Consider the following 25,454-nt stretch of genomic DNA (forward strand, 5'->3'; position numbering starts at 1 on the left):
TGTGTGAGCTAGAGGCGCACGCCCAGCAGCGCATCGATTGCGGTTTTTACTTCTGACGCCGCAGCCTCATCCCCTGCCGCCCCAGCTTTGGTGGCCGCGGCCCAGTCGTCGAGCGCCTCCAGAGCAGCCGCCGTGTCGAGGTCATTGGCCAGGTGGCCGCGCACGGTGGCTACCAGCTCGCGGGCCTCGTCCGCGGTGGTGGAGCCTGCGGCCAGGGCAGCCCGCCAGCTAGCCAGGCGATGCTCGGCGTGGGCCAGCACGTCCTTGGTCCAGTCGCGGTTCTGGCGATAGTGGCCCGCGTACACGCCTAGGCGGATGGACGCGGGCTCGTGGCCGGCGGCGGTGAGCTTGGAGACGAAGACGAGGTTGCCCAGCGACTTGCTCATCTTGGTGCCGTCCAGGCCGATCATGCCGGTGTGGACGTAGTGGTGGGCCATGCGATCCACCCCGTGGGCGGCCTCGGCGTGGGTGGCGGAGAACTCGTGGTGTGGGAAACGCAGGTCGCTGCCGCCGCCCTGGATCGCAAAGGGGGCGCCCAGGCGGTTGACGGCGATGGCCGAGCATTCGATGTGCCAGCCGGGGCGGCCGGGGCCGAAGGGGGAATCCCAATTCGGCTCGCCGTCGCGGCGGGCGCGCCACAGCAGCGCGTCCATCGGGTGCCGCTTGCCAGGGCGCTCCGGGTCTCCACCACGCTCGGCGAAGAACTCCGCCATCTGCTCCTCGTCGTAGCGGGATTCGTAGCCGAACTGTGGCAAGAAGGTGTGGTCGGCGTAGATGTCCGGGTACTCGTCGCCTTCCAACTGGTAGGCGGCGCCGACTTCCAGGAGCTTTGCCACCATTTCGATGACCTCGTCGATGGATTCCATCGCGCCGATGTAGTCGCGCGGCGGGATGACCGCCAGGTCCTCCATGTCGGAGCGGAACAGGTCGATCTGGCTAGTGCCCAAATCCTGCCAATCCACCCCGTCCCGCTCGGCGCGCTCGAACAGCGGATCGTCCACGTCGGTGATGTTCTGCACGTAGTGCACGCCGTGGCCGCCCGCGCGCAGGTAGCGGTGGATCAGGTCGAAGGTCAGATAGGTGGCTGCGTGGCCCAGGTGGGTGGAGTCGTACGGGGTAATGCCGCAGACGTACATTCCCACCTCCCCGGCGGGAATCTCGACGGGCTTAACTGCGTCGTCGGCGGTGTCGTACAGGCGAAGCTGCGGGGCATCACCCGGCAGCTGTGGGACTTCCGGTTCGGGCCAAGAGTGCATGGGTTCCGATTCTAGGCTGGCAGTACCCCGAATGCGAGCAGACCCATAACCGCGAGGCCCAGCGGGATGCGCCACAGCGCGAACCAGGCAAAGGAGTGGTTGGCCACGAACTTCAGCAGCCAGGCGATAGACGCATAGCCCACGGCAAAGGCAATTGCCGTGCCCACGAACAACTGGGCGCCCGAGGCGGCCTGTCCGGCGTCGGGGCTAAAGGCGTCAGGAAGCGAGAAAAGCCCCGAGGCCAGCACAGCAGGGATGGCGAGCAGGAAAGAGTAACGGGTGGCGACCTCGCGATCCAGGTTCAAGAACAGGCCGGCGGAGACCGTGCCGCCGGAGCGGGAAACACCCGGGATGAGCGCCAGGCACTGCGCGAAGCCCATGATCACCGAATCGCGCATGGTCAGCTCGTCGAAGCTGCGCTCGCGGCGACCCATGCGCTCGGCGAGGATGAAGACGAAGGAAAACAGCACCAGCATGGTGGCCGTGATCCAGAGGTTGCGCAGGTTATCGCGGATCAGGTCCTTGCCCAGGTAGCCCAAGACGGCCACGGGCAGGGTACCGACGATGACCATCCACCCCATCCGGTAATCGAAGGTCTCCCGGTGAACGCGGCGGCCGTGCTTGCCGGTGAGGTCGCTGAGCCACTCCCACACGCCCTTGCACCAGGCACTGGCGATGTTCCAGATGTCCTTGGCGAAGAACACCAGCACCGCCAGCTCCGTGCCCAGCTGGATGACGGCCGTGAACGACGCACCGGCATCCTCGCCCCACAACAAGGTGGAGAAGATGCGCAGGTGGCCGGACGAAGACACAGGTAGGAACTCCGTCAGACCCTGGATAAGCGACAGAATGATCGTCTGCGCCCAAGTCATATCTGTAGTCATGGGGATTGAGCCTAGTCCTTCTCCCCCGTCGTGAAAGAGTGACGTGGCCGGGCTGGTAGCGTTAGAAGTTGTGAATGTGCACGTCAATCGCTTTAGCCGAACCCTCTGCGTGACCGCCACTGCCGCCCTGGCCCTGGGGTCACTTTCCGCCTGTGGATCCGAAGAACCGGAAGAAAACGCGCCCGTTGCAGGTGAGCCCGCGCAGCCGCAGGACTCCCCCGATAGTTCGTCCGGTCTGGGCGAGCAGATTGAGCTGGGAGAATCCACCCTCGGAGCCGCGCGCGTGGGGCTTTCTGCCGACGAGAACGCGCCGGGGGCGAACCTGGTTGCGGTTCTTACAAAGGGCAAGGTGCACTTTATTGACGCCACCAGTCCCAAGGACAAACCAAGTCAGGTAGACGTCGACGATTCCTGCGACAACATCTCCACCACCGCGACCGGCGTGGCGGTCGCTTGCCAGGACAAGGCCATCGAGCTGGGCTCGGACGGCAAGGAAACGCGCAGCCTTGACGTAGATGGCAAGGTGACCACCGTGACCTTCCTGGAAAACGGCAAGGCCGTGCTGGGCAAGGCAGGCGAGGACAAGGCGCGCTTCTACGATAAGGACGGCAACGAGACCGGCGAGGCGATCGTGAGCCGGAGCCTGGACGAGGCGGTGTTGGTGAAGCCGCACGGCCGTGGGCAGCGCGCCGCGTTGATCGACCGGGGGCAGACCAGCATCAACGACGTGGACGTGGACGACGGATCACTGAACGCTTCCCTGCGCATCGGCCAGGGCGTGGGGCAGGTGGCCACCGGGCGCGGCGACGACGGCGTGGTGGTTGCCAGCGATGCGCGCCAGGACCAGATGCTGATTTACACCTTGAACGACGTTGTGCGCCTGCACCAGGCAATCCCGACGAAGGCCTCCCCGTGGGGCGTGGCGTGGGATGCGAAGCGCCAACTGGCTTGGGTTGGGTCGGTAGGAGAAAACAAGCTGACGGCCTTCCGCATCGACAGCGGCGCTCCGGTGAAGGTTGCCGAAGTCGAGGCACCGAGCAAGCTACGCGGGGTTCTAGACGCTGCCAATGGCGCGTTAGTACTGGTCACAGAGGACGGAAAGGTCAACGTGTACAGCGCCCGGAACGTGGACGACGCGGTGAAGGATAAGCAGACAGCGCCGGATGACGAGTACCCGGCGGAGAAGGAATAAAAGGGGATCAGAAATGCTAAGGAAGATTCGCCACGGCGCCTACCAGGTGGCGCTGAAGGGAATGTTTACCCTGCGCCCAGAGCGCATTCATGGGCTGATGTCCCGCGGGCTGCAGCAGGTGGCGGGCTCCAGGGCGGCCTTGTCCGCGATGGATGGCGCGCTGGCCGTGCACGATGATGCGCTGAGCCAGCAGATTGCCGGGCTTACCTTCCCACGCCCCCTCGGTCTGGCTGCGGGCTTTGACAAGGACGCCAAGGAGGTAGACGCGTGGGGTCCGCTGGGCTTCGGTTTCGCAGAAATCGGCACCGTCACCGCCCTGGCACAGCCGGGAAACCCCACCCCGCGCCTGTTCCGTCTGCCGAAGGACAAGGCCATTCTCAACCGCATGGGCTTCAATAACGAGGGCTCCCGCGCGGCGGCAATGCGCTTGCAGAAACGCAGCACGGACATCCCGGTTGGGGCGAACCTGGGCAAATCCAAGCTGGTGGCCGCTGAGATTGCGGACCGCGACTACCGCGAGTCCGCCAAGGCCATCGGCGGGGTGGCTGACTACCTGGTTATCAACGTCTCCTCCCCCAACACGCCTGGACTGCGCGACCTGCAGGCGGTGGAATCCCTGCGCCCGATCATCAGCGCGGTGCAGGAGGAAAGCACCCGCCCGCTGTTTGTGAAGATCGCCCCGGACTTAAGCGATGAGGACATTGACAAGGTCTGCGACCTGGCTATCGAGATGGGGGTCACTGGGCTTATCGCCACGAACACCACCATCAGCCGAGAAGGCCTGAAGACCCCGGCCCACGAGGTGGAGGCCATGGGTGCGGGCGGCATTTCGGGCGCTCCGGTAGCAGCCCGCGCGCTGGAGGTTCTGCGCCGCCTGGCGGCCCGTGCCGACGGGAAGCTGGTGCTGATCGGAGTGGGGGGCATCGACACCCCGCGGGCGGCGTGGGAGCGCATCGCCGCTGGCGCCAGCCTGATCCAGGGCTACACACCGTTCATCTACGGCGGCCCGGACTGGATCCGCGAGATCCACCAGGGCCTGTCCGCGCAGCTGAAAGCCCACGGCCTGGAGAATATCTCGCAGGCCGTGGGCAGTGGGTTGCCGTGGGTGGAAGCTTAGCTAGTTCTCGGCCCAACCCCAGATGATGCCGCGGGCGGTGGCCTTGAAGTTCAGGTTGAAGCCCAGGACGGTCGGGGTCTGGCGGTCGTCGATGTCCAGCTCCTCGTCTACCGCGTGGACGGCGAACAGGTAGCGGTGCGGACCGTGGCCAGCCGGCGGGTTGGCACCGTAGTAGCCCCAGGAACGGCTGTCGCCGCGCAATGCCACTGCCCCCTTGGGTAGGCCGCTGAGGTCTTCGTTGCCAGCTCCTAGCTGCAGGGAGGTTACATCCGCCGGGATGTTAAAGACGGCCCAGTGCCAGAAGCCGCTGGCCGTAGGGGCGTCCGGATCAAAACAGGTAACCGCGTAAGTCTTCGTGCCCTCCGGGCCTGCAGACCAGCTCAGCTGGGGCGAGACGTCGTTGCCTCCCAGCTGATCCTCTGGCAGGCGATCGCCATCGGCGAAAGTCTCGCTGGTGACCTCCAGCGCGGGCAGGTCCGTCAGTGGCGCGTAAGGATCCGGGCCGGGGAAACGGTCGTCGATGTAAGTGGGCTGGTGCTGTGCGTTGCTATCGGACATAGCACCACGCTAGTCAAAGCTTTGGGCGAGCGCACTAAAGTGATTATCCAGATACAAGTAACTCACCCTGACCTGTGTATTTGTGCAAATCACTGGCTTGGCATTAAAGTGGCGGGAGTTGCCACCACTTCCTGTGGTGTGCGCAACCCAAGTCCGGGTGGCGGAATGGCAGACGCGCTAGCTTGAGGTGCTAGTGTCCTATTAACGGACGTGGGGGTTCAAGTCCCCCTCCGGACACAACATGAAGATTGCACGCTTTGTAGGCCATGCCTTTAGCGCGTGGTGGGGGCTAAAGCTGCGGTACCGCTTCCTAAGCGTCCTAGTTCCGATCCTGCTGGTCGCTTTCGTCTACTTCGTTCCGAAGCCCGCGGTCGACGATATTCGAACGTGGGTCGCCTCTACTGGCGCGTGGGCGCCGCTGACTTTTGTAGTGCTGTTGGTTGCCTTTACCCAGCTACCGGCCCCCCGCACGATCTGGACCATCGCCGCGGGGGTGATGTTTGGATCCCTGTGGGGCTCGGTGCTGGCACTGGTGGGCGTGGGCGCCTCCGCCGCGCTGTCGCTGATACTGGTGCATGCTGTCGGCGGCACGTGGGTGGAAAAGAAGACCCGTAACGATCAGCGCATCCAGCTGCTGCAAGAAAGGATCGCCGAGCGCGGCTGGATCGCCGTGCTGGGGCTACGCATGGTTCCGGCCATCCCCTTTTCGCTGCTGAACTACGCCTGTGGGTTAAGCCGTATCCCGTTTGTGCCCTATGTGCTGGCCACGATCTTCGGTTCCGCGCCGAATACCATCGCCACTGTCATGGCCTCTGACGCGCTTGCGACCGGTGGCCAGCCGTGGATCCTGATCCTTAGCTTCGTGGTGGTGTGCACCGGTTTCGCTCTCGCCGCGAACGAGATTCGACTCTGGCGCCAGCTGCGCAAAGCCAATGAAGTAGGTTTATAAACATGTTTGCCGTGTATGCCGCCTACAGGGGTCGTTCGCAACGCCGTGGAGAGTACGTCCGCGACGTCGCAGCGGCACTGGAGCGATCCTCGATGGTCGAGTCTGTGGAGATGAAGGGCATCGAGGACTTTGTCTGCATCGCGCCCGGCCCTGACGAGGCCGGCGGTCTAGTGATGTCTTTGTTGCAAGCGGGTGACTTCGCGCTCGGCATTGGCTCGGTGGTGGCGGAGGTTGATGGTGACGCCCCGTCGTCCGTCGCAGATGCCATCGGCGCAGCCACCCGCGCGGTGACCCGCTCGCAGCGGGCGGGAGCGGTATCGGTGCGGATTGAGAAGCCGGGCCCAAGCGGGGTGATCGCCCCAGGGCGTGCGGCGGAGGTGGCCCAGGATATCGCGGCGGCCTTTACCCTGCTGGCACACGTGCTGGCACGGCGCACGAAGGAAGGCCGCGAGGCCACTGCCCTGCTGCGCGCTGGGCATTTGCAGGCCGAGGCGGCAGAGATTGTGGGCATTAGCAAGCAGGCGATGAGCCAGCGACTGGCCGCGGCGGGCTGGCATGCGGAGCAGGCCGGCTGGACCCTGGCCGTGCACATGTTGGCCAGGGCAGACGAGCTAAAGAACTAGCCCTCGTTGTAGGGATTCTCGAGCGCAGCTTCGTCGACGGGCTTGTTCGCCACGGCATTGGCGGCGGCCACAGCCTCGGCGATCTCAGGCGAGGAGGCGGTGTTGAACCAGTCCTCGGAGCTGGACTCGTTGGCCTGCTCGCGAGTGGCATCGTCCACCGGTTTTGGCTCGTAGCGGAACACGCCTTCGTCGTCCTTCTTTGCCAGAGCCTTGGCGAACTGCTCCAGGGAGTCGCCGAACTGCATGGGGATCATCCAGGTCTTGTTGGCAGAGCCCTTTGCCATCTCCGGCAGCTTCTCCAGATACTGGTAGGCCAGCACCTCGGGCGTGACCTGGGCGGACTTGATGGCCGCGTTGACCTTCTGGATGGCCTTGGCCTCACCCTGGGCCTCCAGATAGCGCGCCGCGCGGGTACCCTCGGCGCGCAGGATGGCGGCCTGGCGCTCGGCCTCCGCAGCCAGGATGTGCGCGTGCTTTTCACCCTCAGCGGCCAGGATGCGAGCCTGCTTTTCACCCTCAGCGGTCTTGATGTCCGACTCACGGCGACCCTCGGCGGTCAGAATCATGGCGCGCTTTTCGCGGTCCGCCTTCATCTGCATCTCCATCGACTGCTGGATCGATGCCGGGGGGTCGATGGCCTTCAGCTCCACGCGGGAGATGCGCAGCCCCCACTTGGTGGTGGCCGCATCCAGCTCGCCACGCAGGCGGCGGTTGATGACCTCGCGGGAGGTAAGAGTCTCCTCCAGCGTCATGCCACCGACCACGTCGCGGAGCGTGGCAACGGAGATCTGCTCCACACCCACAATGTAGTTGTTCACGCCGTAGATGGCGCGGGCTGGATCGTTGATCTGAAAGGTGACCACGGTATCGATGGCGACTGTCAGGTTATCCTGCGTGATCACGGCCTGGGGCGGGAAGCTCACGACCTGCTCACGGGTGTCGACCTTGTCGCGGATACGGTCGACAAAGGGAACGAGAAGCGTCAAACCACCAGAAACAGTGCGGGTGTACGTACCCAAGCGTTCGATAACAGCCGCCTCACCCTGTGGGATGAGGGCCACCATCTTGATGATCACCGTAGCGATGATGAGCAGCAAGACCACCAAGAAAATTGTGAAGCTCATAAGTCGTTAAGCCCTTCTATTAGTTCTTCCACACGACCGCAGTCGTGCCGTCGATGTCTATCACCTGTACGGACTCTCCCTGGGAATAAACATCCCCTGGGGTTGCCGAGCGCGCCGACCACAGCTCGCCGGCGATGCGCACCATACCGCCGCTTTGTACTTCGGCACTAACAGCCTCAACCACCACCGCGCTTTTACCTGTCAGTTCGGCGTGGTCGAATGTATGTTCAGAGCGTGCTTGCATAAGGCGTTTGCGTAGGATGGGCCGAATCGTCAAGATGGTCGCCAGTGAAGCCAGACCGAAAACCAGTATCTCTGCCCATACCGGAATCTCCGCCAGCGAAACCCCGGCAGTGATCAGTGCAGCCGCACTGAGCATGAGCAAGGACATATCCGCAACGAGGAGCTCGCCAAGGGCCAACACTCCCGCTGCGATTAACCAAATGATCGGACCCATAGTCAGGATCCTAGTTGGTGTTTCAGTATTCTGGCGGGACAGTAACGAAATCGATCAGCCTTTCCACCGCACCGATAAGAGTGGAGTCCAGATCGCGAAAGGTCTTGGCTGCAGCCGCCACCCGACGCCAACCGTCCTGTGGGGTGCCCCAGCCGAGCTCTTGGCACACGCCTGTCTTCCAATCGATGCCGCGCGGGATCTTCGGCCACTCGCGGATGCCAACGCTTTGCGGCTTCACGGCCTCCCAGATGTCGATGTACGGGTGGCCGGTGACCATCACGTGCGGACCTAAGGATGCGGTCAAACGCGCCTCTTTCGTTCCCTCGACGAGGTGGTCCGCAAGCACGCCCACACGGCGGGTCGCGGAGGGCTGGAACTCGGAGAGCCGCTCCGGCAGATTGTCGAGGCCCTCCAGGTACTCGACCACTACGCCTTCCACGCGCAAGTCATGCCCCCAGACTTGTTCGACAATTGCGGCATCGTGAATGCCTTCCACCCAAATGCGGGAGGGCGCCGCGACTTTGGCTTGTACGTTTTTTACTCGCCGCGAGCCTGAGTTGGAGGTGTGCTGCTTCGGTGGCAGCATCCTGGGATCTACATAACGAGTCAAGGTAATAGGCTTGCCCTCAAGTAGAAATGCGCCCTCGCGAAGCTTAAACAGGCGCGTTTTTCCGTAGCGATCCTCCAGGCGAATGAAGTCGCCGTCGGCGGTCTTCTCCCCACCCACCACGGCGCCGACGAAGTCATCGGCGATGACCTCCACCACCATGCCCAGCTCCGGCGTGACGCGCGGAATGCTGGGTTTCTGGTTGCGAGAGTGGCCCTTCATGATGTCACCGTAATTGAAGCTCATGGGCAACCAGCTTAGGCTAGGAAAAATGACTGATCCGGTACCGACGTGGCTTGGGGCGCAACTGTGGTCGCCCGTGCAGAACACCTCCCTATGGCTGGCCTGGTGGCTGCACGGGATCATCGGGGCAGACGAAGTGATCGACGCCTTCCACGCCACTCAGGGTAAGCATCACCGCTTGGAGCCCGACGGGGGCGGACTGGTGGAGATGCTCGGCCATATCCGCTCCGTGGCCGACGAGGCGCCCGTCGGATTGGACGAACGCCCCTTGATCCAGCTGGCGCTTTCCGGCCCCGGCGACGCGACCGTGCTGCCAGTTGGCCCGGAGGGGGCGTCATTAATCATCGCCGATCGCGACCCCCTGGTCAGTCACGTGCTTAGCCCTAGTGTTATTGACGCCCACCTGGTCAGTTGGTCGTGGGATCAGGTAGAGGGGCCGGTTCCGCCGCTGCCGGTCTACTCGCCGGGCGAGGCGGATCAGCTGCTGCGTGAGGCTGCGGATAATGCAACGCGGATGGTGCGGAACGCGGGGCACGTGCCGAGAGGTGGCGCGGCATTTCAACGCGCCGAGCTGGCTGTGGGGGCCTTAAACGATGCTTTCGGGCTACCCGGGATGCCGCCGGGAGTGCCCAGTCGCGCCGCGAAGCTGATGGCCAGGGCCGATCAGGTGGCGGCGATTGTGGAGGTCACCAAGCGTTCCGAGGTGGGTGCGAGCCTGGACCCTCATCTAATGCCAATGCTCCGGGCGGTAAGAACCGCCCGGATGGTGGCTGTGGACTATGCGCAGCGGGAGCTGTTGCGCTAGATCATCACTCGATCATGCGGACAGCCATGGGCTGCATGCCACCCCAGCGCACATCGGAAATCTTGACGACATCGCCGGACTGCGGGGCTTCGATCATTTTGCCGTCACCGAGGTAGAGGGCGACGTGGCCGGGCCAGAACAGCATGTCGCCGCGCTTGGCCTCCGAGGAAGGAACCTGCTTGCCGGCCGTGTACTGGTAGCCGGAGTAGTGCTGCAGCTCGATGCCTACTTCGTAGAAGGCGTACATCATCAGGCCGGAGCAGTCGAAGCCAACCTTGTTGTAGTCGCCGTGCGCGTCGGCTACACCGCCGTCGCGAATACCCTTGGTCGGGCCGTGGAAGTTGCCGCCGCCCCATGCGTAGGGCAAGCCCAGCTGGCTTTCGGCACGCTTGATGACGCGCTCGATCTTCTCTTCGGCGCTGCCGGAGGTATCGGGGCTGCTCGGATCCAGTGCGTCAGCGATGGCCTCAGCCGGGTTCTCCGGAGTTTCCGGGGCAACGGCCTCGTCGGGAGCCTCGGGTGTCTCTGCAGTCTCCGGGTTCTCCGGAGCTTCAGGAGCCTCGGGAGCCTCTGCAGCTTCCGGGTTTTCCTGCGCCGCTGGTGCGGTGCTAGTACCGGCGCCCATGGCGCGGTCATACTCCTGGCCTGCTGTTTCGCGGCCCGCGTGGGCCGCGGCTGCCACGGCACCATCCGGGTTGCCGGATAATGCGGTGGTGAAGCCGGCCATCAGCGCGGATTCGCCGGCCTTGCGCAGACCGTCGAGGGCAGCCTGGCGCTGGTCATCGCCACTGGGGTTCAGGTCGTAGGAGGACTGCAGCTCCGCCGGGAGCTCCGGCAGACCCGCCGGGTTGCCAAGGGAACCCTGTGCCGGGGATTCGTCGGACTGGTCGGACAGGTCGGACTCAGTGGATTCGTTAGCCTCAGCCGGCTGAGCGCCCTCAGCGTTCTCAGTGGTCTCGGAGTTTTCAGTGTTTTTGGTGTTCTCGGTGTTCTCGGCGGAGTCCTCAGTGGACTGAGTCTCCTCCGCCGGAGTCTCCTGGGACTTATCTTCGGAGTCCTCGGCCTTCTCGACCTCGGCGCCGGCCTTCTCTGCCGCCTTCTCGGCGACCTTGCGCTTGTCCCAGCTAGAAGCCTCCGGGTGGGTGTTGGTAAAGGTTTCCACAGCGGCGCGAGCCTCGCGCAGTGCCTTTTCCGCCTTCGACTTCTCATCGAGCAGGCGCTTGTATTCCTTCTGCTTCTCGGTGAGGCTGTTCTGGGAGTTGTTCAGCGTGTCGCGCGCGGTGTTGTACTTGCTTACTGCGTCGTCGACGGCGGAGTTCGCCTTGTCGCGGGAGTCGCGCAGCGAGGATTCCTCGTTGGCGTTCTGGGTGCGCGCTAGGTCGAGGCGGTCGACCTCGTTCTGTTGCTTCTTGGAGGCTGCGTCGATATAGGAGGAGCGATCGAGCGAGTCACTAACTGCGTCGCTTCCGCCGGCAGCCAGGTTCACTGCGGAGGCGTCGCCTCCTTGGGCGTAGGCGGAACGCGCGATGTCGTTCAGCTTCGCCTGTGCCTTGGTTACCTCGGTATCGGAATCCTTGAGGCGCCCGCGCGCGTCCACGACCTTGTCCTGGGCCGTTTGGGCAGCGGACTGGCTGTTAACGAGGTCGACGCGAGCCTTGTTGGCATCCTCTCGCAGCGACCCCATAAGCGTCTCCATCTCGGAAACCTGGGTCTTAGCGCGAGAAACCTGGCCGACGAGGTCGGCCAGGAAGCTTTCGACGGTGCGCTTGTCGTCGGCCTGGGCGACCATAGTCGTCGACTGCAGCGTCACTCCAGCGGTCACTGCGACGGCCAACACCGTTCGCTTACGGCTTTGTGGTCGTGGTGTCACGATCGATTCTCCTGGTGTTTATACAACTGGCTTTGAAGCGAGTGAAACCCTCGGTCCAGCTGACCGCACTTCCCCATGCGATCAGTACAGGTCCCGTCGGGTGACTCTCAAAAATCACTTCGAGATCAACTCGTTTCAAAAGTTGACACTGGGAACCCTAGAGCACACGAGTCAAGGCCGTAAACTTTTTCACCATGAATCCCATGAATCGCACTAGTCACATAAGTAACGGCAATTGCCTTGACCTGCGAATAGTAACGGAAAAGTTACGAATGTGATTTATGTCACATTTACGAGCGCGTAGGTGTGTCGCATTGCAATGTCCGTAGGAAGCCCTAGCTTCTCTAGATTCACCCTTAAGGTTAGTCAATCCCCCAGGCTTGACTATTTTAAACCGTTATCTACTTCTGCTTAGTCCGCAGCTTTGACAACGAAGCGATTACGGCCGCCACGGCCACTGCTAGAACCACTCCCACGTTGGCCAGACCGGTTGGAGCTTCATACCCTGCTGCCTGATTGAGGAACTCCTGTGTCGCCTCCGGGTGACTGTTGGCGCCATAGAGAATCTTGTAGTTCGATTCGATGGCATAGCGCGACAAATTCTCCGACACTGCCGTCGCCTGACTCGGGGACTTCAGAATCACCGTGTCCGCGTCTGTGCCGTCGAGCACCTTCTGTGCGGCGTCGCGCAGATTGTTGTGGCGCTCCCCGTCCTGACTGATGTAGCCGATCTTTAGGGTGCCTATTTTGGACGCCGACTCTCCCCTCTCGGTCGCCTCAACCACCTCGTTGAGGCCCTTGGATAGGCCGGCCGATCCAGACTCCACCTCGGTCGGGAAATCCTCGGCAACGAAGACTGGGGCGTCATTAAGAGAGGTGATGAGCTGCGCAACGTTGTCCGAAGGGGCAGGGTTAGGCGTATCGGTCATGGGACGTTTTTAGCACCAAAAGAGGGGTGGGGGTATCGGCGACACGCTTAAACCCGCAGGATTCGCAGCAGGACAATCGTACTGTTAAAATTTGTTGTGACGTCGCGGCAAGAATGCTGCCACAATGGTAAGCAGAGCCTCCGCCGCGGGCGGCTGTCCCGTGCGTGGCGGCGACCACATCGACGACGACATTTCGACTAAGAGAAGAGATTAAAGGAGCTCACTGTGGCTGAAAGCATTAACTCCTTCGATTCCAAGAGCACTCTGCAGGTCGGCGAGAAGTCTTACGACTACTTCGCGCTGGATGCTGTGCCGGGAATGGAGAAGCTTCCCTACTCCCTGAAGGTTCTCGGCGAGAACCTGCTTCGCAACGAGGATGGTAAGAACATCACTCGCGAGCACATCGAGGCCATCGCCAACTGGGATCCTTCCGCAGAGCCCAACTTCGAGATCCAGTTCACCCCGGCCCGCGTTATCATGCAGGACTTCACCGGCGTGGCCTGCATCGTTGACCTGGCTACCATTCGTGACGCCGTGGTTGCACTGGGTGGCGACGCAGACGACGTTAACCCTCTGAACCCGGCTGAGATGGTCATCGACCACTCCGTTATCATCGAAGCATTCGGTAACGCCGACGCTCTGGAAAAGAACGTCGAGATCGAGTACCAGCGCAACGACGAGCGCTACAAGTTCCTGCGCTGGGGCACCGGCGCCTTCGAGAACTTCCGCGTTGTTCCTCCGGGAACCGGCATCGTCCACCAGGTGAACATCGAGTACCTGGCCCGCTCCGTCTTCGACAACAACGGCCTGGCATACCCGGACACCTGTGTTGGTACCGACTCCCACACCACCATGGAAAACGGCCTGGGCATCCTGGGCTGGGGTGTCGGCGGCATCGAGGCTGAGGCTGCAATGCTCGGCCAGCCGATCTCCATGCTGATCCCGCGCGTCGTTGGTTTCAAGCTAACCGGCGAGATCCCGGCTGGCGTTACCGCCACCGACGTCGTTCTGACCATCACCGACATGCTGCGCCAGCACGGCGTGGTCGGCAAGTTCGTCGAGTTCTACGGCAAGGGTGTTGGCGAGCTGCCGCTGGCCAACCGCGCAACCATCGGTAATATGTCCCCGGAGTTCGGCTCCACCGCTGCTATGTTCCCGATCGACGAAGAGACCGTGAAGTACCTGGAGCTGACCGGCCGCGACCAGGAGACCTTGGACCGCGTCGAGGCTTACGCCAAGGCACAGGGCATGTGGCTGGACCCGGAGAAGGAAGTCGAGTACTCCGAGTACCTCGAGCTGGATCTGTCCACCGTCGTTCCTTCCATCGCTGGCCCGAAGCGTCCGCAGGACCGCATCGAGCTGAACGACTCCAAGGCACAGTTCCGCAAGGACCTGCACAACTACGTCGACGCCGACGCTTCTGCCTCTACCCCAGACTTCGACGCAGAGGGCCCGGCTACCGAGAACACTTCTGCCCAGGCTGCCGGCACCCCGGCATCCGCTGCTGATGCGAAGGGGAACATTCCTTCCGCAGCAGCAGGCGCAGAGGGCCGCCCGTCCAACCCGGTCACCGTCAACTACAACGGCGAGGACATCGAGTTGGATCACGGTATGGTCGCCATCGCTTCCATCACCTCTTGCACCAACACCTCCAACCCGTCCGTCATGGTCGGCGCTGGCCTGCTGGCACGCAACGCTGCTGCCAAGGGCCTGAAGTCCGCACCGTGGGTTAAGACCTCCATGGCGCCGGGTTCCCAGGTTGTTAACGGCTACTACGAGAAGGCGGGTCTGTGGAAGGACCTAGAGGCCATGGGCTTCTACCTGGTCGGCTACGGCTGCACCACCTGTATCGGTAACTCCGGTCCGTTGCCGGAGGAGATCTCCGCAGGCATCAACGAGGGCGACCTGGCCGCCACCGCTGTCCTGTCTGGTAACCGTAACTTCGAGGGACGCATCAACCCGGACGTCAAGATGAACTACTTGGCCTCCCCGATCCTGGTAATCGCCTACGCGATCGCCGGCACGATGGACTTCGACTTCGAGACCCAGCCGCTGGGTCAGGATCAGGATGGCAACGATGTCTTCCTGAAGGACATCTGGCCGTCCACCGAGGACATCGAGGAAGTTATCGCTTCCTCCATCACCAAGGACCTGTACGCCGAGGACTACGCAAACGTCTTCGAGGGTGACGAGCGCTGGCGTTCCCTGGAGGTTCCGTCCGGCAAGACCTTCGACTGGGATCCGAAGTCCACCTACATCCGCAAGGCTCCGTACTTCGACGGCATGAGCAAGGAGCCGGAGGACGTCAACGACGTCAAGGGTGCACGCGTCCTGGCTCTGCTGGGTGACTCCGTGACCACCGACCACATCTCCCCTGCTTCCACCATTAAGCCGGGCACCCCGGCTGCTCAGTACCTGGATGCAAACGGTGTGGAGCGCAAGGACTACAACTCCCTGGGCGCACGTCGTGGTAACCACGAGGTCATGGTTCGCGGTACCTTCGCTAACATCCGCCTGCAGAACCAGCTGCTCGACGGTGTTTCCGGCGGCTACACCCGCGATTTCACCCAGGAGGGTGGCCCGCAGTCCTTCATCTACGACGCCGCTATGAACTACCAGAAGGAGAACACTCCGCTGGTCGTTCTGGGTGGTAAGGAGTACGGCACCGGCTCCTCCCGCGACTGGGCTGCTAAGGGCACCCTGCTGCTGGGCGTGAAGGCCGTTATCGCCGAGTCCTTCGAACGTATCCACCGCTCCAACCTGATCGGCATGGGTGTAGTCCCGCTGCAGTTCCCGGAGGGTGAGTCCTGGAAGTCCCTGGGCATCGAGGGCACCGAGACCTTCGACATCGAGGGCATCGAGGAGCTCAACAACGGCTCCACCCCGAAGACCGTCAAGGTAACTGCTACCAAGGAGAACGGCGAGAAGATTGAGTTCGACGCCGTGACCCGCATCGATACCCCCGGTGAGGCAGACTACTACCGCAACGGCGGCATCCTGCAGTTCGTTCTGCGCAACATGATGTCCGGCAAGTAAGGAATAACTCCTTATAGGCCTGGCATAAGGCGGTGACCGGCGCCCTCTTCCCCACAGGGAGAGAAGCGCGGGTCACCGCCTTTGTGCTCTTAGACAACACAACGAGGTTAAGCAGATGCCCAAAGTGAGCGACATGGACCTGGCAGAGCGGAAGGTAGAGATCCTATCCGGCGCGCGCCACTGCTTCGCTACCTACGGCTACGACGGCGCGACCGTCGCCCGGCTGGAAGAAACCATCGGCAAGTCCCGCGGCGCGATCTTCCACCATTACGGCAACAAAGATCAGCTGTTTCTCGAGGTTGCCCATGAAGACATGCGCAAGATGGCCGAACTAGCGGCCGACGAGGGGCTGATCGGCGCGATCCGCGCCCTAGTCAAGTCAAAAGACTTGACCGATTGGTGGGGTATGCGAGTGGAAATCACCCGTCGGGTGAACATTGATCCCTGCTTCGCGGCGAAGTGGGAGCTGGACCAGCTGGCGCTACGTGAGACCGTTCGCACCCGCCTGCGAGAACAGCGCGCCAGCGGGCGAATCCGTAAGGACGTGGAGATCGAAACAATTGCCCAGACCCTCGAGCTGGTGCTCGAGGGTGTCCTTGGCCGGCTTGCCCAGCGACAGGGCACCGAAGGGCTATCCGACGCGCTGGACTTCGTGGAAAGCGCGCTGCGTTCCCCCGGACAATAGGCTGTCCAGCCCGGTGAGTAGCATGTAGTGCATGATCGCAATCATGACCGTCACCGGGCTGGACCACACTGGGATTATCGCCGCCGTGTCCACTGCCCTGGCCGAGCTAGACGTCAATATTCTCAACGTTTCCCAGACCATCATGGACGACTACTTCACCATGATCCTGCACGTTCGGATCGACGACTCCCAGCACGGGATCGCCGATGTGCAGGATCGCATGGCGGAGGTCGAGAAGCAGGAGAAGCTTGTCATCCGAGTGCAGTCGGAGGCCATCTTCTCCGCTATGCACGACGTGTAAGAATTCGAAGGGGCTAAAAATGAATCCACGTCGTGGCGTCACCAACCAAAGCAACAACATCCTAGAAACCATCGAGATGATCGAGAAATACCGTCTCGACATCCGAACGGTAACGATGGGCATTAACCTCATGCCCTGCATCCGCGAAACGATGGAGGCCACCGCTGAAGCGGTGTTTGAGCGCGTGGTGGACTATGCGCGGAACCTCGTGCCGGTGGCTCAGGAGATCGAACGCGAGCTGGGCATCCCCATCGTGAACAAACGTATCTCCGTAACCCCGGTGGGCATCCTCGCCTCGGCTGTAGAGGGCAACCCGGTGCGCATTGCAGAAGCGCTAGACCGCGCGGCCACCGAGGTGGGCGTGAACTTCATCGGCGGCTACTCCGCCTTGGTGGACAAGGGGGCCACGCGCGGCGAGCTGGACCTGATCCGCTCGCTACCCGAGGCGCTGAACGAGACTAATGTCGTCTGCGCGTCTGTGAACGTCGGCAGCTCGAAGGCCGGCATCAACATGAACGCGGTCCGCGAGATGGGGCACGTTATTAAGGATGCCTCCACTTATGGTGCGGGCGGTACGCTGGCCTGCGCGAAGCTGGTTGTGTTTGCCAATTCTGTTTCCGACAACCCGTTTATGGCTGGCGCATACCACGGGGTGGAAGAGCAGGATTGTGTGATCAACGTGGGCGTATCCGGCCCCGGCGTGGTTGACCGTGCAGTTGCCGGAATGGAAGGCGCAACGCTCAACGAGGTCTCCGAGGAGATCAAGCGCGCGGCATTTAAGATCACCCGCACCGGCCAACTGGTGGGCGTGATGGCCGCGCAGCGGTTGGGTGTTCCCTTCGGTATCGTGGATCTGTCCTTGGCCCCCACTGCCGAACTCGGCGATTCCGTGGCGCATATCTTGGAACACATGGGGCTCGGCCAGGTGGGCACTCACGGCACCACCGCCGCCCTGGCGCTGCTGAACGATGCGGTGAAGAAAGGCGGCATGATGGCCTGCTCGCGCGTGGGTGGCCTCTCGGGTTCCTTCATTCCGGTCTCCGAGGACAAGGGGATGATCGACGCCGTGCGCAGCGGCGCCATCAGCATCGACAAACTGGAGGCTATGACGGCCATCTGCTCCGTCGGCCTGGACATGATCGCAATCCCGGGCGACACTCCCGCGGAGTCGATTGCCGGCATGATCGCCGATGAGGTGGCCATCGGTGTGATGAACCATAAGACCACGGCAGTGCGTGTCATTCCAGCTGTCGGCACAAAGGTAGGCGACGACGTGGACTTCGGCGGCCTGCTGGGTTATGCGCCGGTGATCGGCGTGAACCGGGCAAGCAGCGCCGAGTTCATCAACCGCGGTGGCTTCATCTCCGCCCCGCTGCACGGCTACCGCAACTAGGAAGGGGTATTCGCTCGCATGGTGGAGGTCTTTAGGTACGGTCGCTCTTCGGTTGTAATCGATGATCCGCTCGATGGGCTCGTGCGGGGAGAGCAATCGGGCACATTCGATCAGCGTTGCACTCTACCCGCAGGGTCGGCCGCACTGAATGCTGCTTTGTCTAACAACGGCCGCATGCCGGTCGCCGGCAACACCGCAGGATTTAGCGTGGTGCAAACGGTGGTGCTGACAATCGGCGTGGTGCTGTTGGGTCTGGGAGGCTTCCTAGTTGCCCGTGGAAGTACGCAGCCTCTGGTGATCGGCTTGGTGATCGGGGCTATCGGCCTGCTGATGGCAGGTGTTGCCCTGTATAGCGCAGCCAAGCGCCGCAGCCGTCTGCGTATCTTGGGCAAGGCCTGGGGAAACGGCTGGCTGCGCTTCGCTCCCGCCCGAGTGGGAGGCGTGTGGATTGCCCGGGTATCGACGCATAACGACAACGGGGAACGCACCAATACCGAGCGGCGCTATTACTACAAGGCGATGGTGCAGGCCTACCCCACCGACGGCGCCGAACCTTTCACGTTTCGCACCGGCGAATTCAACGCCCCCGCCAACTGGGAGGGGCAGCCCTATAACCTGCACATGGCCGACGGTCCCATGGATGTGCTGGAGCCCGAGTTCACGAACGGCTGGACCATCTGCCGGTACATCGCGGGTCGTCCGGAAACAGCCACGATCTCTACCGACTTGTCGGCCAAGCAGGTCAAGGCGGCTCTAGAGGTTTCGCAGGTCCGCTAGGGCCTGCAGCAGCTGGCCGTGGCGGGCGGGGATGCGGGAGCGCAGGATGATCTCCGTTCGCGTGCGCTGCACCCCTTCGACTTCCTGCAATTTCAGGGTGATCTGCTCTAGGTGCTCGTGATCGCGCGCCACCACTCGGCATGACAGGTCGTAGGGTCCGGCGATGGAGTGTGCCTCTGTGATCCACGGGATCCTCAGGATCGCCGCCGTCGCCTGATCTAACGCCCGCTGGTCCAGCGTGACGTGCACGAAAGCGCCTAGCGGGCAGCCGAGCGCGCCCGGGTCGAAATGCGGGGCGAAGCTGCCGATCACCCCCCTTTCCACGAGTTTGTCTATACGACTGCTCACCGTCGCGCGCGCCACCCCGAGCATGCGCGCGTACTCGCGTACCCCGGCCTTGGGTCTTTCGTTGAGTAGCATGCAGAGCTCGATGTCTATCCGGTCGAGGTCTCTCATTCTTCCGACCTTTCTTTGTTACGCCCACGAACGGCCTGTTGGCAAGAAACATCTACTTTTGTGTGCAAATCTGGTCTTGCTTGGGTTGGATTCTAGGCCATTGGCCTAGTTTTCGACCCTGGAACCTAAAAAACCTTTGCTAAATGAACTATTTTTCCGAGCAAGCTATCTGGTTCCACCAGCTGTCGCTTAATGTGATTCAAACCACAAACTGACAGCTCGTACGAAAGGGTGAACAGCGATGACCTCCACCTTCATCCCCGACACAATTTCCACCACCCAGGACCTTCCCGACTACACCCAGTCGCGCTACAGGGAGAAGACTGGCCACATCCACCTGACCGGCATCCAGGCTCTCGTGCGCACCGTGCTGGATCGCGCGGAGGCTGACCGCGAGATCGGGCTGAGAACCTCCAGCTTTGTCTCCGGCTACGAAGGTTCCCCACTGGGCGGATACGACCTCGAGCTGGGGCGCCGCAAATCGCTGCTCGACCAGTTTGATGTGCAGCACTTCCCTGCTGTCAATGAGGAGCTGGGCGTCACCGCCGTAGCGGGATCGCAGATGACGGATCGGGCGACGGTCAAGGAAGGCATCGACGGCGTGGTCGGCTACTGGTACGGCAAGGCGCCGGGACTGGATAGGGCGGCCGATGCGCTGCGACACGCGAATATGACCGGCACCACCAGCACGGGTGGTGCGGTGGCCTTCGTAGGCGATGACCCGACGGCGAAGTCCTCGACGATTCCCTCGGCCTCCGGGCGAATCCTGGCGGATCTGGGGTTGCCGACCCTCGTGCCGGCGGACGCGGGCGACGTGCTGCGCCTCGGAACCCACGCGGTTTGGATGTCACGCTACAGCGGACTGTGGACGGCGCTGCGCATCACCACCCCTGTGGCCGACGGCTCGGCCAGCGTTGATCTGGAGGCTATCCGCACAGCCACGGCGGCCCGTGGCCTGGAGCAGGGCGGCAAGCATGTTCCGGAAGCGCGCCTGCTGGGCAAGCGACTGCTGGATCTGGAGGATACCCGCGTGGGGGAGCGACTGGATCGCGCCTTGGAATACGCCCGCAAGCACCAGCTGAACCGCTGGTGGGGCGCGCGGGACGGCGACCGCGTGGGTGTGATCTGTGCGGGCAACACCTCCCTGGAGGTAGCGGAGGTCGTGGGTGAGGCGCACTTGCGAGTCCTGCAGCTGGCAATGACGTACCCGCTGGACCCGCAAGAGTTAGAGCGCTTCTGTGAGGGACTGGATACTCTGGTGGTGGCCGAGGAGCTCGGCACCCATCTGCTGGAGTCCGTCCGTGCTTGCCTCTACGACCTCCCGGTGCGTCCCACGATCGAGCATGTGAATGACCCGCTGAAGCAGCTGCCCAAGCTCCTGCGCAACGAAGGTATCGAGGTTGCTGGCGTGACGAGCGGCCCAACGCGTATCTCCCTGCCACTAGCGGTCCCCAACCGCGTGCCCCACTTCTGCTCCGGCTGCCCGCACAACCTCTCCACCCGCGCAGATGAGGACACTCTGGTGGGAGCCGGAATCGGCTGCCATGCCATGGTGATGCTGATGGACGACAAGCGCGTAGGCAAGATCATGGGCACCGCACAGATGGGGGGCGAGGGCGCACACTGGATCGGAATGCACAGCTTCGTGTCCGAGGAGCACTTCGTGCAAAACATGGGCGACGGAACGTTCCTGCATTCGGGATCGCTGGCACTGCGGGCAATGGTGGCGTCCAAGGTAAACGCAACCCTGAAGCTACTGCACAACGGCACGGTGGCGATGACCGGCGGCCAAGATCCTGTCGGGCAGCCGAGCTTGGCGGGGCTGGTCGACATGGTGCGGGCAGAGAATCCGGCCAGGATCGTTGTGACTAGTGACGATGTGCGGCGCACACGACGTGCTTTGCGGGGGTCCGGCGTGCAGGTGCGCCCGCGCGAGGACCTGGCCAAGGTGCAAAAGGAGCTGGAGGCTCAAAAGGGGGTCTCCGTGCTAATCCACGACCAGGAGTGTGCCGCCGAGAAACGTCGCGCCCGCAACCGCAACCAACGTGCCGAAGCGACCGAGAAAATCGTGATCAACGAGCGCATCTGCGAAGGCTGCGGCGACTGTGGCGAGAAGTCCGGCTGCCTTTCCCTGCAGCCAGTGGACACGCAGTTTGGCCGCAAGACCCGCGTGGATCAGACCAGCTGTAATACCGACCGTTCGTGCCTGTCCGGTGATTGCCCGGCCTTCACGACCGTCGTTGCGGTCGAGGAGAAGCGCGAGGTGCCGCCTATTGACGCCAGCGCGCTCGACCCGGTTCCGGAAAGTGCGCTGGACAGCAAGCACCCGTGGAACATACGCATTTCGGGCGTGGGTGGCACGGGCGTGATGACGGCCTCGGCCGTTATCGCCACTGCCGCGCACCTCGATGGACTAGCAGTTCGGGGCACGGACATGACGGGCCTGGCGCAGAAGGGCGGGTCGGTGGTTTCCGACCTGCGCATCTCCAGGGACATTGGCCAGCACACAGGCACGGTGCCGCGCGGTAGTGCGGATCTTCTGATCGCGCTGGACGGCGTGACGGGCGCAGAAGACGCCAGTACGTCGGTGCTCAATGCAGCGCGGACGATTGCGGTGCTGTCGAACTCCGCGACCCCTACGGGGCAAATGTGCACGGACGTCAAGGCCACCCGTCCCGACGGCGTGCAGATTACTGGTGCGCTGGGGCATGCAGCCAAGCGGGCGATCATTACCGACGCGATCCGCGTGTCCACCAAGCTCTTCGGCGAGTCCACGTTCCAGATCATGCTGCTCATCGGTGCTGCCGTGCAGGCAGGTGCGCTGCCGGTTACCCCGGAGTCGATGGAAAAGGCCCTGCGGATCAATGGCAAGAAGGCCGAGGCCAACATCCAGGCCTTCCGCCGCGGCCGCCAGCTAGTGAGCCGCCCGGAGGCGTTGATCGAACTTATGGGCGTGGAACCCGACTACGCCCAGTACCAGGAAGTTCAGCCCCTTGACCGCACTCGGGAAAAGATCGAAGAGGTGCTGGAGCCGAGCCTGGTGGATGAAGTTGCGGTGTACTTTGACGAGATGCGCCGCTGGGGCTCTGAGCAGGACGCCCAGGATTACCTGACAGATGTGCGTGCGGTCTACGCCCACGAGCGCCGTGTGAACCCGGATGGTCCCGCAGAACTAACCCGCAGCTTCGCTGCCGGACTCCACAAGCTTTCGGCGTACAAGGACGAGTACGAGGTGGCCCGCCTGGCGCTGGATCCCGGATTTGCAGAGGCACAGAAGGGCGGCAAAGTAACGGTGCAGTTCCAGCCGCCGCTGCTGCGAGCCCTGGGGCTGAACCGCAAGATCGGGCTCGGGCCGCGTATGCGCCCGGTGCTCAGTGCGCTGGCGAAGGCCAAGGGGCTGCGTGGCACGCGCCTGGACATCTTCGGCTACGCGGAGGTGCGGAAGATGGAGCGGAAGCTCGTGAACGCCTACAGGGAGGAAATCCTGAGCCGGGCGCGAAACCTGCACACGCTCGAGCAGGTAGTGGAGCTGACCGGATTGGCCGCTGCGGCCGATGGGGTGCGGGGATTCGAGGATAAGAAAATCGACAGTGCGCAAGAGTTGTTGCAGAAACTGGGGCGCGAGGGCGTCAAATAATAGTAAATAGACCAAGCGGTCTGTTACAGTAGCGAATGTGACTTTCGTACTGCTAAGCCCCCGCAGCGGCGTCGAGGTGCTCGCCGCGGAATATGCCGATTTCCTCAGCTATAGCGGGCTCACCCCCGCCGAGCTCGAACAGCGACCGCTGGATAACCCCGACGCCGATCTGGGAAGCTTCGACGGCATGGAGGGGGTGTTCATCGGCGGCTCGCCGTTTACAATCACCCGCCCGGTCGATGTGGAGTGGCAGGAAGCGATTTCGCAGAAGCTGGTGGAGTTCATACAGGTCGAATCCGAACGGCAGCGCTTCGGCATCTTCTCCACCTGCTACGGCACCTCCATGCTGGCGCACTACCTGGACGGCGAGGTCAATAGCCTGTACTCGGAATCGGCTGGCACCAGCGAGGTTTCTCTTACTGACGCCGGGCGTGTCGATCCCATTACGAGTGCGCTCCCCGACCGCTTCACCGCGCTGACGGGCCACAAGGATTCCGTGGTGCGCGTGCCCGAGGAAGCCACCCTGCTGGCCACCGGCGAGACTTGCCCGGTGCAGATCTATCGCTACCGCGAAAACGTCTGGACCAGCCAATTCCACCCGGAGATGGATGCGGCGGGCATCACCCGGCGACTCAGCTTCTACGAGGACGAGGGCTACTGCGACCCCGCGGAGATTACGCAGACCTACGCCCGCTTCGAGGGGCAGGATACGGCGGCGGCGAACTCGCTATTGGGACGCTTTGTGGAGCATTCCCGCAGTTCGCTGGGGATGGTGGGCTAGCTCGCTGGGCTAGGCCAGCTCGACGATCTCCATGTACTCGTCGCTCCACAGATCCTCCACGCCGTCGGGCAGTACGATCACACGCTCGGGTTCCAGAGCTTTGACAGCGCCAGGGTCGTGGGTGACTAGCACTACCGCACCGGTGTAGGTTCGCAGGGCGTCGAGCACCTGCTCGCGGGACTGCGGATCCAAGTTATTGGTTGGCTCGTCCAGCAGCAGCACGTTCGCCCGGGAGCTCACGAGGGTGGCCAGAGCCAAGCGAGTCTTCTCGCCGCCGGACAGGGTGCCGGCGGGCTGCTCCAGCTGCTCGCCGGAGAACATGAAGGCACCCAGCAAGCCGCGGAGGTCCTGCTCGCCTGCATCGGGGCAGGCCTCGATGGCGTTGTCCCAGACGGACTTGTCCGGGTCGATAGTGTCGTGCTCCTGGGCGAAATAGCCGACCTTCAGGCCGTGGCCGGTGACGATCCCTCCCTCGCCGTCGGTGCGTTCCACACCCGCCAGCAACTTCAGCAGCGTGGTCTTTCCGGCACCGTTGAATCCGAGTACCACCACGCGGGAGCCCTTGTCGATGGCCAGGTCCACCCCGGCAAAGACTTCCAGGGAGCCGTACATCTTGGTCAGCCCCTTGGCGTTCATAGGGGTCTTGCCGCATGGGGCGGGCTCCGGGAAGCTGATGTTGGCCACGCGATCCTCGACGCGAATCTCGTCCAGATTGCCTAGCATCTTCTCTGCGCGGGCGGCCATCTGCTTGGCGGCCTTCGCCTTGGTGGCCTTGGCGCCCAGTTTCTCGGCCTGCTGCTTCAGCGCGCCGGCCTTCTTTTCTGCGTTGGCTTTCTCGCGGCGGCGGCGCGCCTCGTCGGTGGCGCGGGCGTCCTTGTATTTGGTCCAGCCCATGTTGTAGACGTCGGCCTCGCCGCGCACGGCGTCCAGAAACCAGATTTTGTTGCAGACGTCGTCTAGCAGCTCCACGTCGTGGCTGATCATAATCAGCCCGCCCTCGTGCTTGGCCAAGAAGCTGCGTAGCCAGGTGATGGAGTCGGCGTCTAGGTGGTTTGTCGGCTCGTCCAAAAGCAGTGTCGTCTGCGAACGGCCGGAGCCGGCGGTGGCTGCAAAGAGGATCTGCGCCAACTCCACGCGGCGGCGCTGGCCACCGGAGAGGGTCTTCAGCGGCTGGTCCAGCACCCGTTCGGGCAGCCCCAGTGAGTCGCAGATCTGCGCGGCTTCACTGTCGGCCTCGTACCCGCCGAGGGCGTGGTACTTCTCCTCCAAGCGGCTGTACTTGAGGATCGCGGCATCGCGCTGTCCAGCGGATTCGCTGGTCTCCATGATCTCCTGCTGGCGCTCCATGGAGTGCCGGATGCGGTCCAGGCCACGCGCGGAAAGCACGCGGTCGCGCGCACTCTGTTCGATGTCGCCTTCTTTGGAGTCTTGCGGCAGGTAGCCCATCTCGCCGCTGCGTGTGACGGTGCCACCGTAGGGTTCGCCCTCGCCCGCCAAAATGCGCATGGTAGTGGTCTTACCCGCACCGTTTCGCCCGACCAGGCCGATGCGATCGCCGGGCTGCACTCGCAGGTGCTGCCCGGGTGCGTTCAGCAGGGTTCGGGCCCCCACCCGAACCTCGAGGTCATTAGTAACAATCACAAGGAAGAAGCCTATCAGCCATCCCCGCCGGCGACCCTTCCCACCCCATGAACACCGGAGTCGCGTTGCCCGGGTCCCCCACAGTCCCGAGTCGCATCCGGTGTGTGTCACCGACGGGGTTGTCTTCTTCTCG

General features: G+C 63.0%; 22 protein-coding genes and 1 tRNA gene. 13 read left to right on the forward strand and 10 right to left on the reverse strand.

Annotated elements, in window-relative coordinates; genetic code table 11:
- Positions 1 to 8 precede the first annotated feature (8 nt).
- Positions 9 to 1,256, reverse strand: a complete 1,248-nt coding sequence (mshC, locus tag MHX63_RS00425) for a cysteine--1-D-myo-inosityl 2-amino-2-deoxy-alpha-D-glucopyranoside ligase (protein ID WP_239386664.1) — start codon at positions 1,254 to 1,256, stop codon at positions 9 to 11.
- Positions 1,257 to 1,267: 11 nt separating this feature from the next.
- Positions 1,268 to 2,140 (reverse strand): undecaprenyl-diphosphate phosphatase, encoded by an 873-nt coding sequence (locus tag MHX63_RS00430; RefSeq protein ID WP_239386666.1) that lies wholly within the window; start codon positions 2,138 to 2,140, stop codon positions 1,268 to 1,270.
- A gap of 70 nt (positions 2,141 to 2,210) precedes the next feature.
- Here MHX63_RS00430 and MHX63_RS00435 point away from each other — a divergent pair, with 70 nt between their 5' ends.
- Both MHX63_RS00435 and MHX63_RS00440 read left to right on the forward strand, forming a co-directional pair.
- Positions 2,211 to 3,332, forward strand: coding sequence for a hypothetical protein (locus MHX63_RS00435; protein ID WP_239386667.1), 1,122 nt, complete (start codon positions 2,211 to 2,213; stop codon positions 3,330 to 3,332).
- A gap of 13 nt (positions 3,333 to 3,345) precedes the next feature.
- Positions 3,346 to 4,449, forward strand: coding sequence for a quinone-dependent dihydroorotate dehydrogenase (locus tag MHX63_RS00440; protein WP_239386668.1), 1,104 nt, complete (start codon positions 3,346 to 3,348; stop codon positions 4,447 to 4,449).
- On the opposite strand, the gene MHX63_RS00445 is transcribed toward MHX63_RS00440, so the two are convergent.
- Positions 4,450 to 5,007, reverse strand: coding sequence for a YbhB/YbcL family Raf kinase inhibitor-like protein (locus MHX63_RS00445; protein WP_239386669.1), 558 nt, complete (start codon positions 5,005 to 5,007; stop codon positions 4,450 to 4,452). It abuts the gene before it with no gap.
- 151 nt (positions 5,008 to 5,158) lie between these two features.
- Between MHX63_RS00445 and MHX63_RS00450 the strand changes: the two genes are divergently transcribed.
- The 3 genes from MHX63_RS00450 (at position 5,159) to MHX63_RS00460 (ending at position 6,579) form a co-directional block, all read left to right on the forward strand.
- Positions 5,159 to 5,244 (forward strand) — tRNA-Leu (locus MHX63_RS00450).
- A gap of 4 nt (positions 5,245 to 5,248) precedes the next feature.
- Positions 5,249 to 5,956 carry a TVP38/TMEM64 family protein gene (locus MHX63_RS00455; RefSeq protein WP_239386670.1) on the forward strand — a complete coding sequence of 236 codons (708 nt, stop codon included), beginning with the start codon at positions 5,249 to 5,251 and terminating at the stop codon, positions 5,954 to 5,956.
- Positions 5,957 to 5,958: 2 nt separating this feature from the next.
- Positions 5,959 to 6,579, forward strand: coding sequence for a DNA-binding protein (locus MHX63_RS00460; RefSeq protein WP_239386671.1), 621 nt, complete (start codon positions 5,959 to 5,961; stop codon positions 6,577 to 6,579).
- On the opposite strand, the gene MHX63_RS00465 is transcribed toward MHX63_RS00460, so the two are convergent.
- From MHX63_RS00465 to MHX63_RS00475, 3 genes are read right to left on the reverse strand one after another with little or no spacing between them, the layout of a single operon-like run.
- Positions 6,576 to 7,703, reverse strand: coding sequence for an SPFH domain-containing protein (locus tag MHX63_RS00465; protein ID WP_239386673.1), 1,128 nt, complete (start codon positions 7,701 to 7,703; stop codon positions 6,576 to 6,578). The two genes, MHX63_RS00460 and MHX63_RS00465, sit on opposite strands and share 4 nt — an antisense overlap.
- A gap of 19 nt (positions 7,704 to 7,722) precedes the next feature.
- The gene (locus tag MHX63_RS00470) at positions 7,723 to 8,160 is read right to left on the reverse strand and encodes an NfeD family protein (protein ID WP_239386675.1); all 438 of its coding nucleotides are present in this window, start codon (positions 8,158 to 8,160) and stop codon (positions 7,723 to 7,725) included.
- A 22-nt stretch (positions 8,161 to 8,182) separates the two neighbouring features.
- Positions 8,183 to 9,013, reverse strand: coding sequence for a DUF3097 domain-containing protein (locus MHX63_RS00475; protein ID WP_239386677.1), 831 nt, complete (start codon positions 9,011 to 9,013; stop codon positions 8,183 to 8,185).
- A gap of 25 nt (positions 9,014 to 9,038) precedes the next feature.
- Between MHX63_RS00475 and MHX63_RS00480 the strand changes: the two genes are divergently transcribed.
- Positions 9,039 to 9,815, forward strand: a complete 777-nt coding sequence (locus MHX63_RS00480) for a hypothetical protein (protein ID WP_239386679.1) — start codon at positions 9,039 to 9,041, stop codon at positions 9,813 to 9,815.
- A 4-nt stretch (positions 9,816 to 9,819) separates the two neighbouring features.
- Here MHX63_RS00480 and MHX63_RS00485 read toward each other — a convergent pair whose 3' ends face one another.
- The gene (locus MHX63_RS00485) at positions 9,820 to 11,685 is read right to left on the reverse strand and encodes a DIP1281 family NlpC/P60 protein (protein ID WP_239386681.1); all 1,866 of its coding nucleotides are present in this window, start codon (positions 11,683 to 11,685) and stop codon (positions 9,820 to 9,822) included.
- Between the two features lie 401 nt (positions 11,686 to 12,086).
- The gene (locus MHX63_RS00490) at positions 12,087 to 12,614 is read right to left on the reverse strand and encodes a DUF6676 family protein (protein WP_239386683.1); all 528 of its coding nucleotides are present in this window, start codon (positions 12,612 to 12,614) and stop codon (positions 12,087 to 12,089) included.
- A gap of 225 nt (positions 12,615 to 12,839) precedes the next feature.
- On the opposite strand from MHX63_RS00490, the gene MHX63_RS00495 reads away from it, so the two are divergent.
- The 5 genes from MHX63_RS00495 to MHX63_RS00515 all read left to right on the forward strand — a co-directional run bounded on the left by MHX63_RS00495 (position 12,840) and on the right by MHX63_RS00515 (position 18,806).
- Positions 12,840 to 15,650 carry an aconitate hydratase gene (locus tag MHX63_RS00495; protein ID WP_239386684.1) on the forward strand — a complete coding sequence of 937 codons (2,811 nt, stop codon included), beginning with the start codon at positions 12,840 to 12,842 and terminating at the stop codon, positions 15,648 to 15,650.
- Between the two features lie 115 nt (positions 15,651 to 15,765).
- On the forward strand, positions 15,766 to 16,335 hold the full coding sequence (locus tag MHX63_RS00500; RefSeq protein WP_239386686.1) for a TetR/AcrR family transcriptional regulator: 570 nt from the start codon (positions 15,766 to 15,768) through the stop codon (positions 16,333 to 16,335).
- A 31-nt stretch (positions 16,336 to 16,366) separates the two neighbouring features.
- Positions 16,367 to 16,636 carry an ACT domain-containing protein gene (locus tag MHX63_RS00505; RefSeq protein ID WP_005294749.1) on the forward strand — a complete coding sequence of 90 codons (270 nt, stop codon included), beginning with the start codon at positions 16,367 to 16,369 and terminating at the stop codon, positions 16,634 to 16,636.
- A 19-nt stretch (positions 16,637 to 16,655) separates the two neighbouring features.
- The gene (locus MHX63_RS00510; RefSeq protein WP_239386688.1) at positions 16,656 to 18,029 is read left to right on the forward strand and encodes a PFL family protein; all 1,374 of its coding nucleotides are present in this window, start codon (positions 16,656 to 16,658) and stop codon (positions 18,027 to 18,029) included.
- A gap of 156 nt (positions 18,030 to 18,185) precedes the next feature.
- Positions 18,186 to 18,806, forward strand: coding sequence for a hypothetical protein (locus tag MHX63_RS00515; RefSeq protein ID WP_239386689.1), 621 nt, complete (start codon positions 18,186 to 18,188; stop codon positions 18,804 to 18,806).
- On the opposite strand, the gene MHX63_RS00520 is transcribed toward MHX63_RS00515, so the two are convergent.
- Complete coding sequence (locus tag MHX63_RS00520; RefSeq protein WP_239386691.1) at positions 18,783 to 19,262, reverse strand: Lrp/AsnC family transcriptional regulator; 480 nt, start codon at positions 19,260 to 19,262, stop codon at positions 18,783 to 18,785. The two genes, MHX63_RS00515 and MHX63_RS00520, sit on opposite strands and share 24 nt — an antisense overlap.
- A 241-nt stretch (positions 19,263 to 19,503) precedes the next feature.
- On the opposite strand from MHX63_RS00520, the gene MHX63_RS00525 reads away from it, so the two are divergent.
- Together MHX63_RS00525 and MHX63_RS00530 are read left to right on the forward strand one after the other, a co-directional pair.
- Positions 19,504 to 22,899: an indolepyruvate ferredoxin oxidoreductase family protein gene (locus tag MHX63_RS00525; RefSeq protein WP_239386693.1), complete on the forward strand. Its 3,396-nt coding sequence runs from the start codon at positions 19,504 to 19,506 to the stop codon at positions 22,897 to 22,899.
- A 37-nt stretch (positions 22,900 to 22,936) separates the two neighbouring features.
- Entirely contained in the window at positions 22,937 to 23,680 is a 744-nt protein-coding gene (locus MHX63_RS00530; protein ID WP_239386695.1) for a glutamine amidotransferase, read from the forward strand.
- Positions 23,681 to 23,689: 9 nt separating this feature from the next.
- Here MHX63_RS00530 and MHX63_RS00535 read toward each other — a convergent pair whose 3' ends face one another.
- Positions 23,690 to 25,321, reverse strand: coding sequence for an ABC-F family ATP-binding cassette domain-containing protein (locus MHX63_RS00535; RefSeq protein ID WP_239386697.1), 1,632 nt, complete (start codon positions 25,319 to 25,321; stop codon positions 23,690 to 23,692).
- Between the last annotated feature and the right edge of the window lie 133 nt (positions 25,322 to 25,454).

Source organism: Corynebacterium sp. ACRQK (assembly GCF_022345965.1).
Classification (GTDB): domain Bacteria; phylum Actinomycetota; class Actinomycetes; order Mycobacteriales; family Mycobacteriaceae; genus Corynebacterium.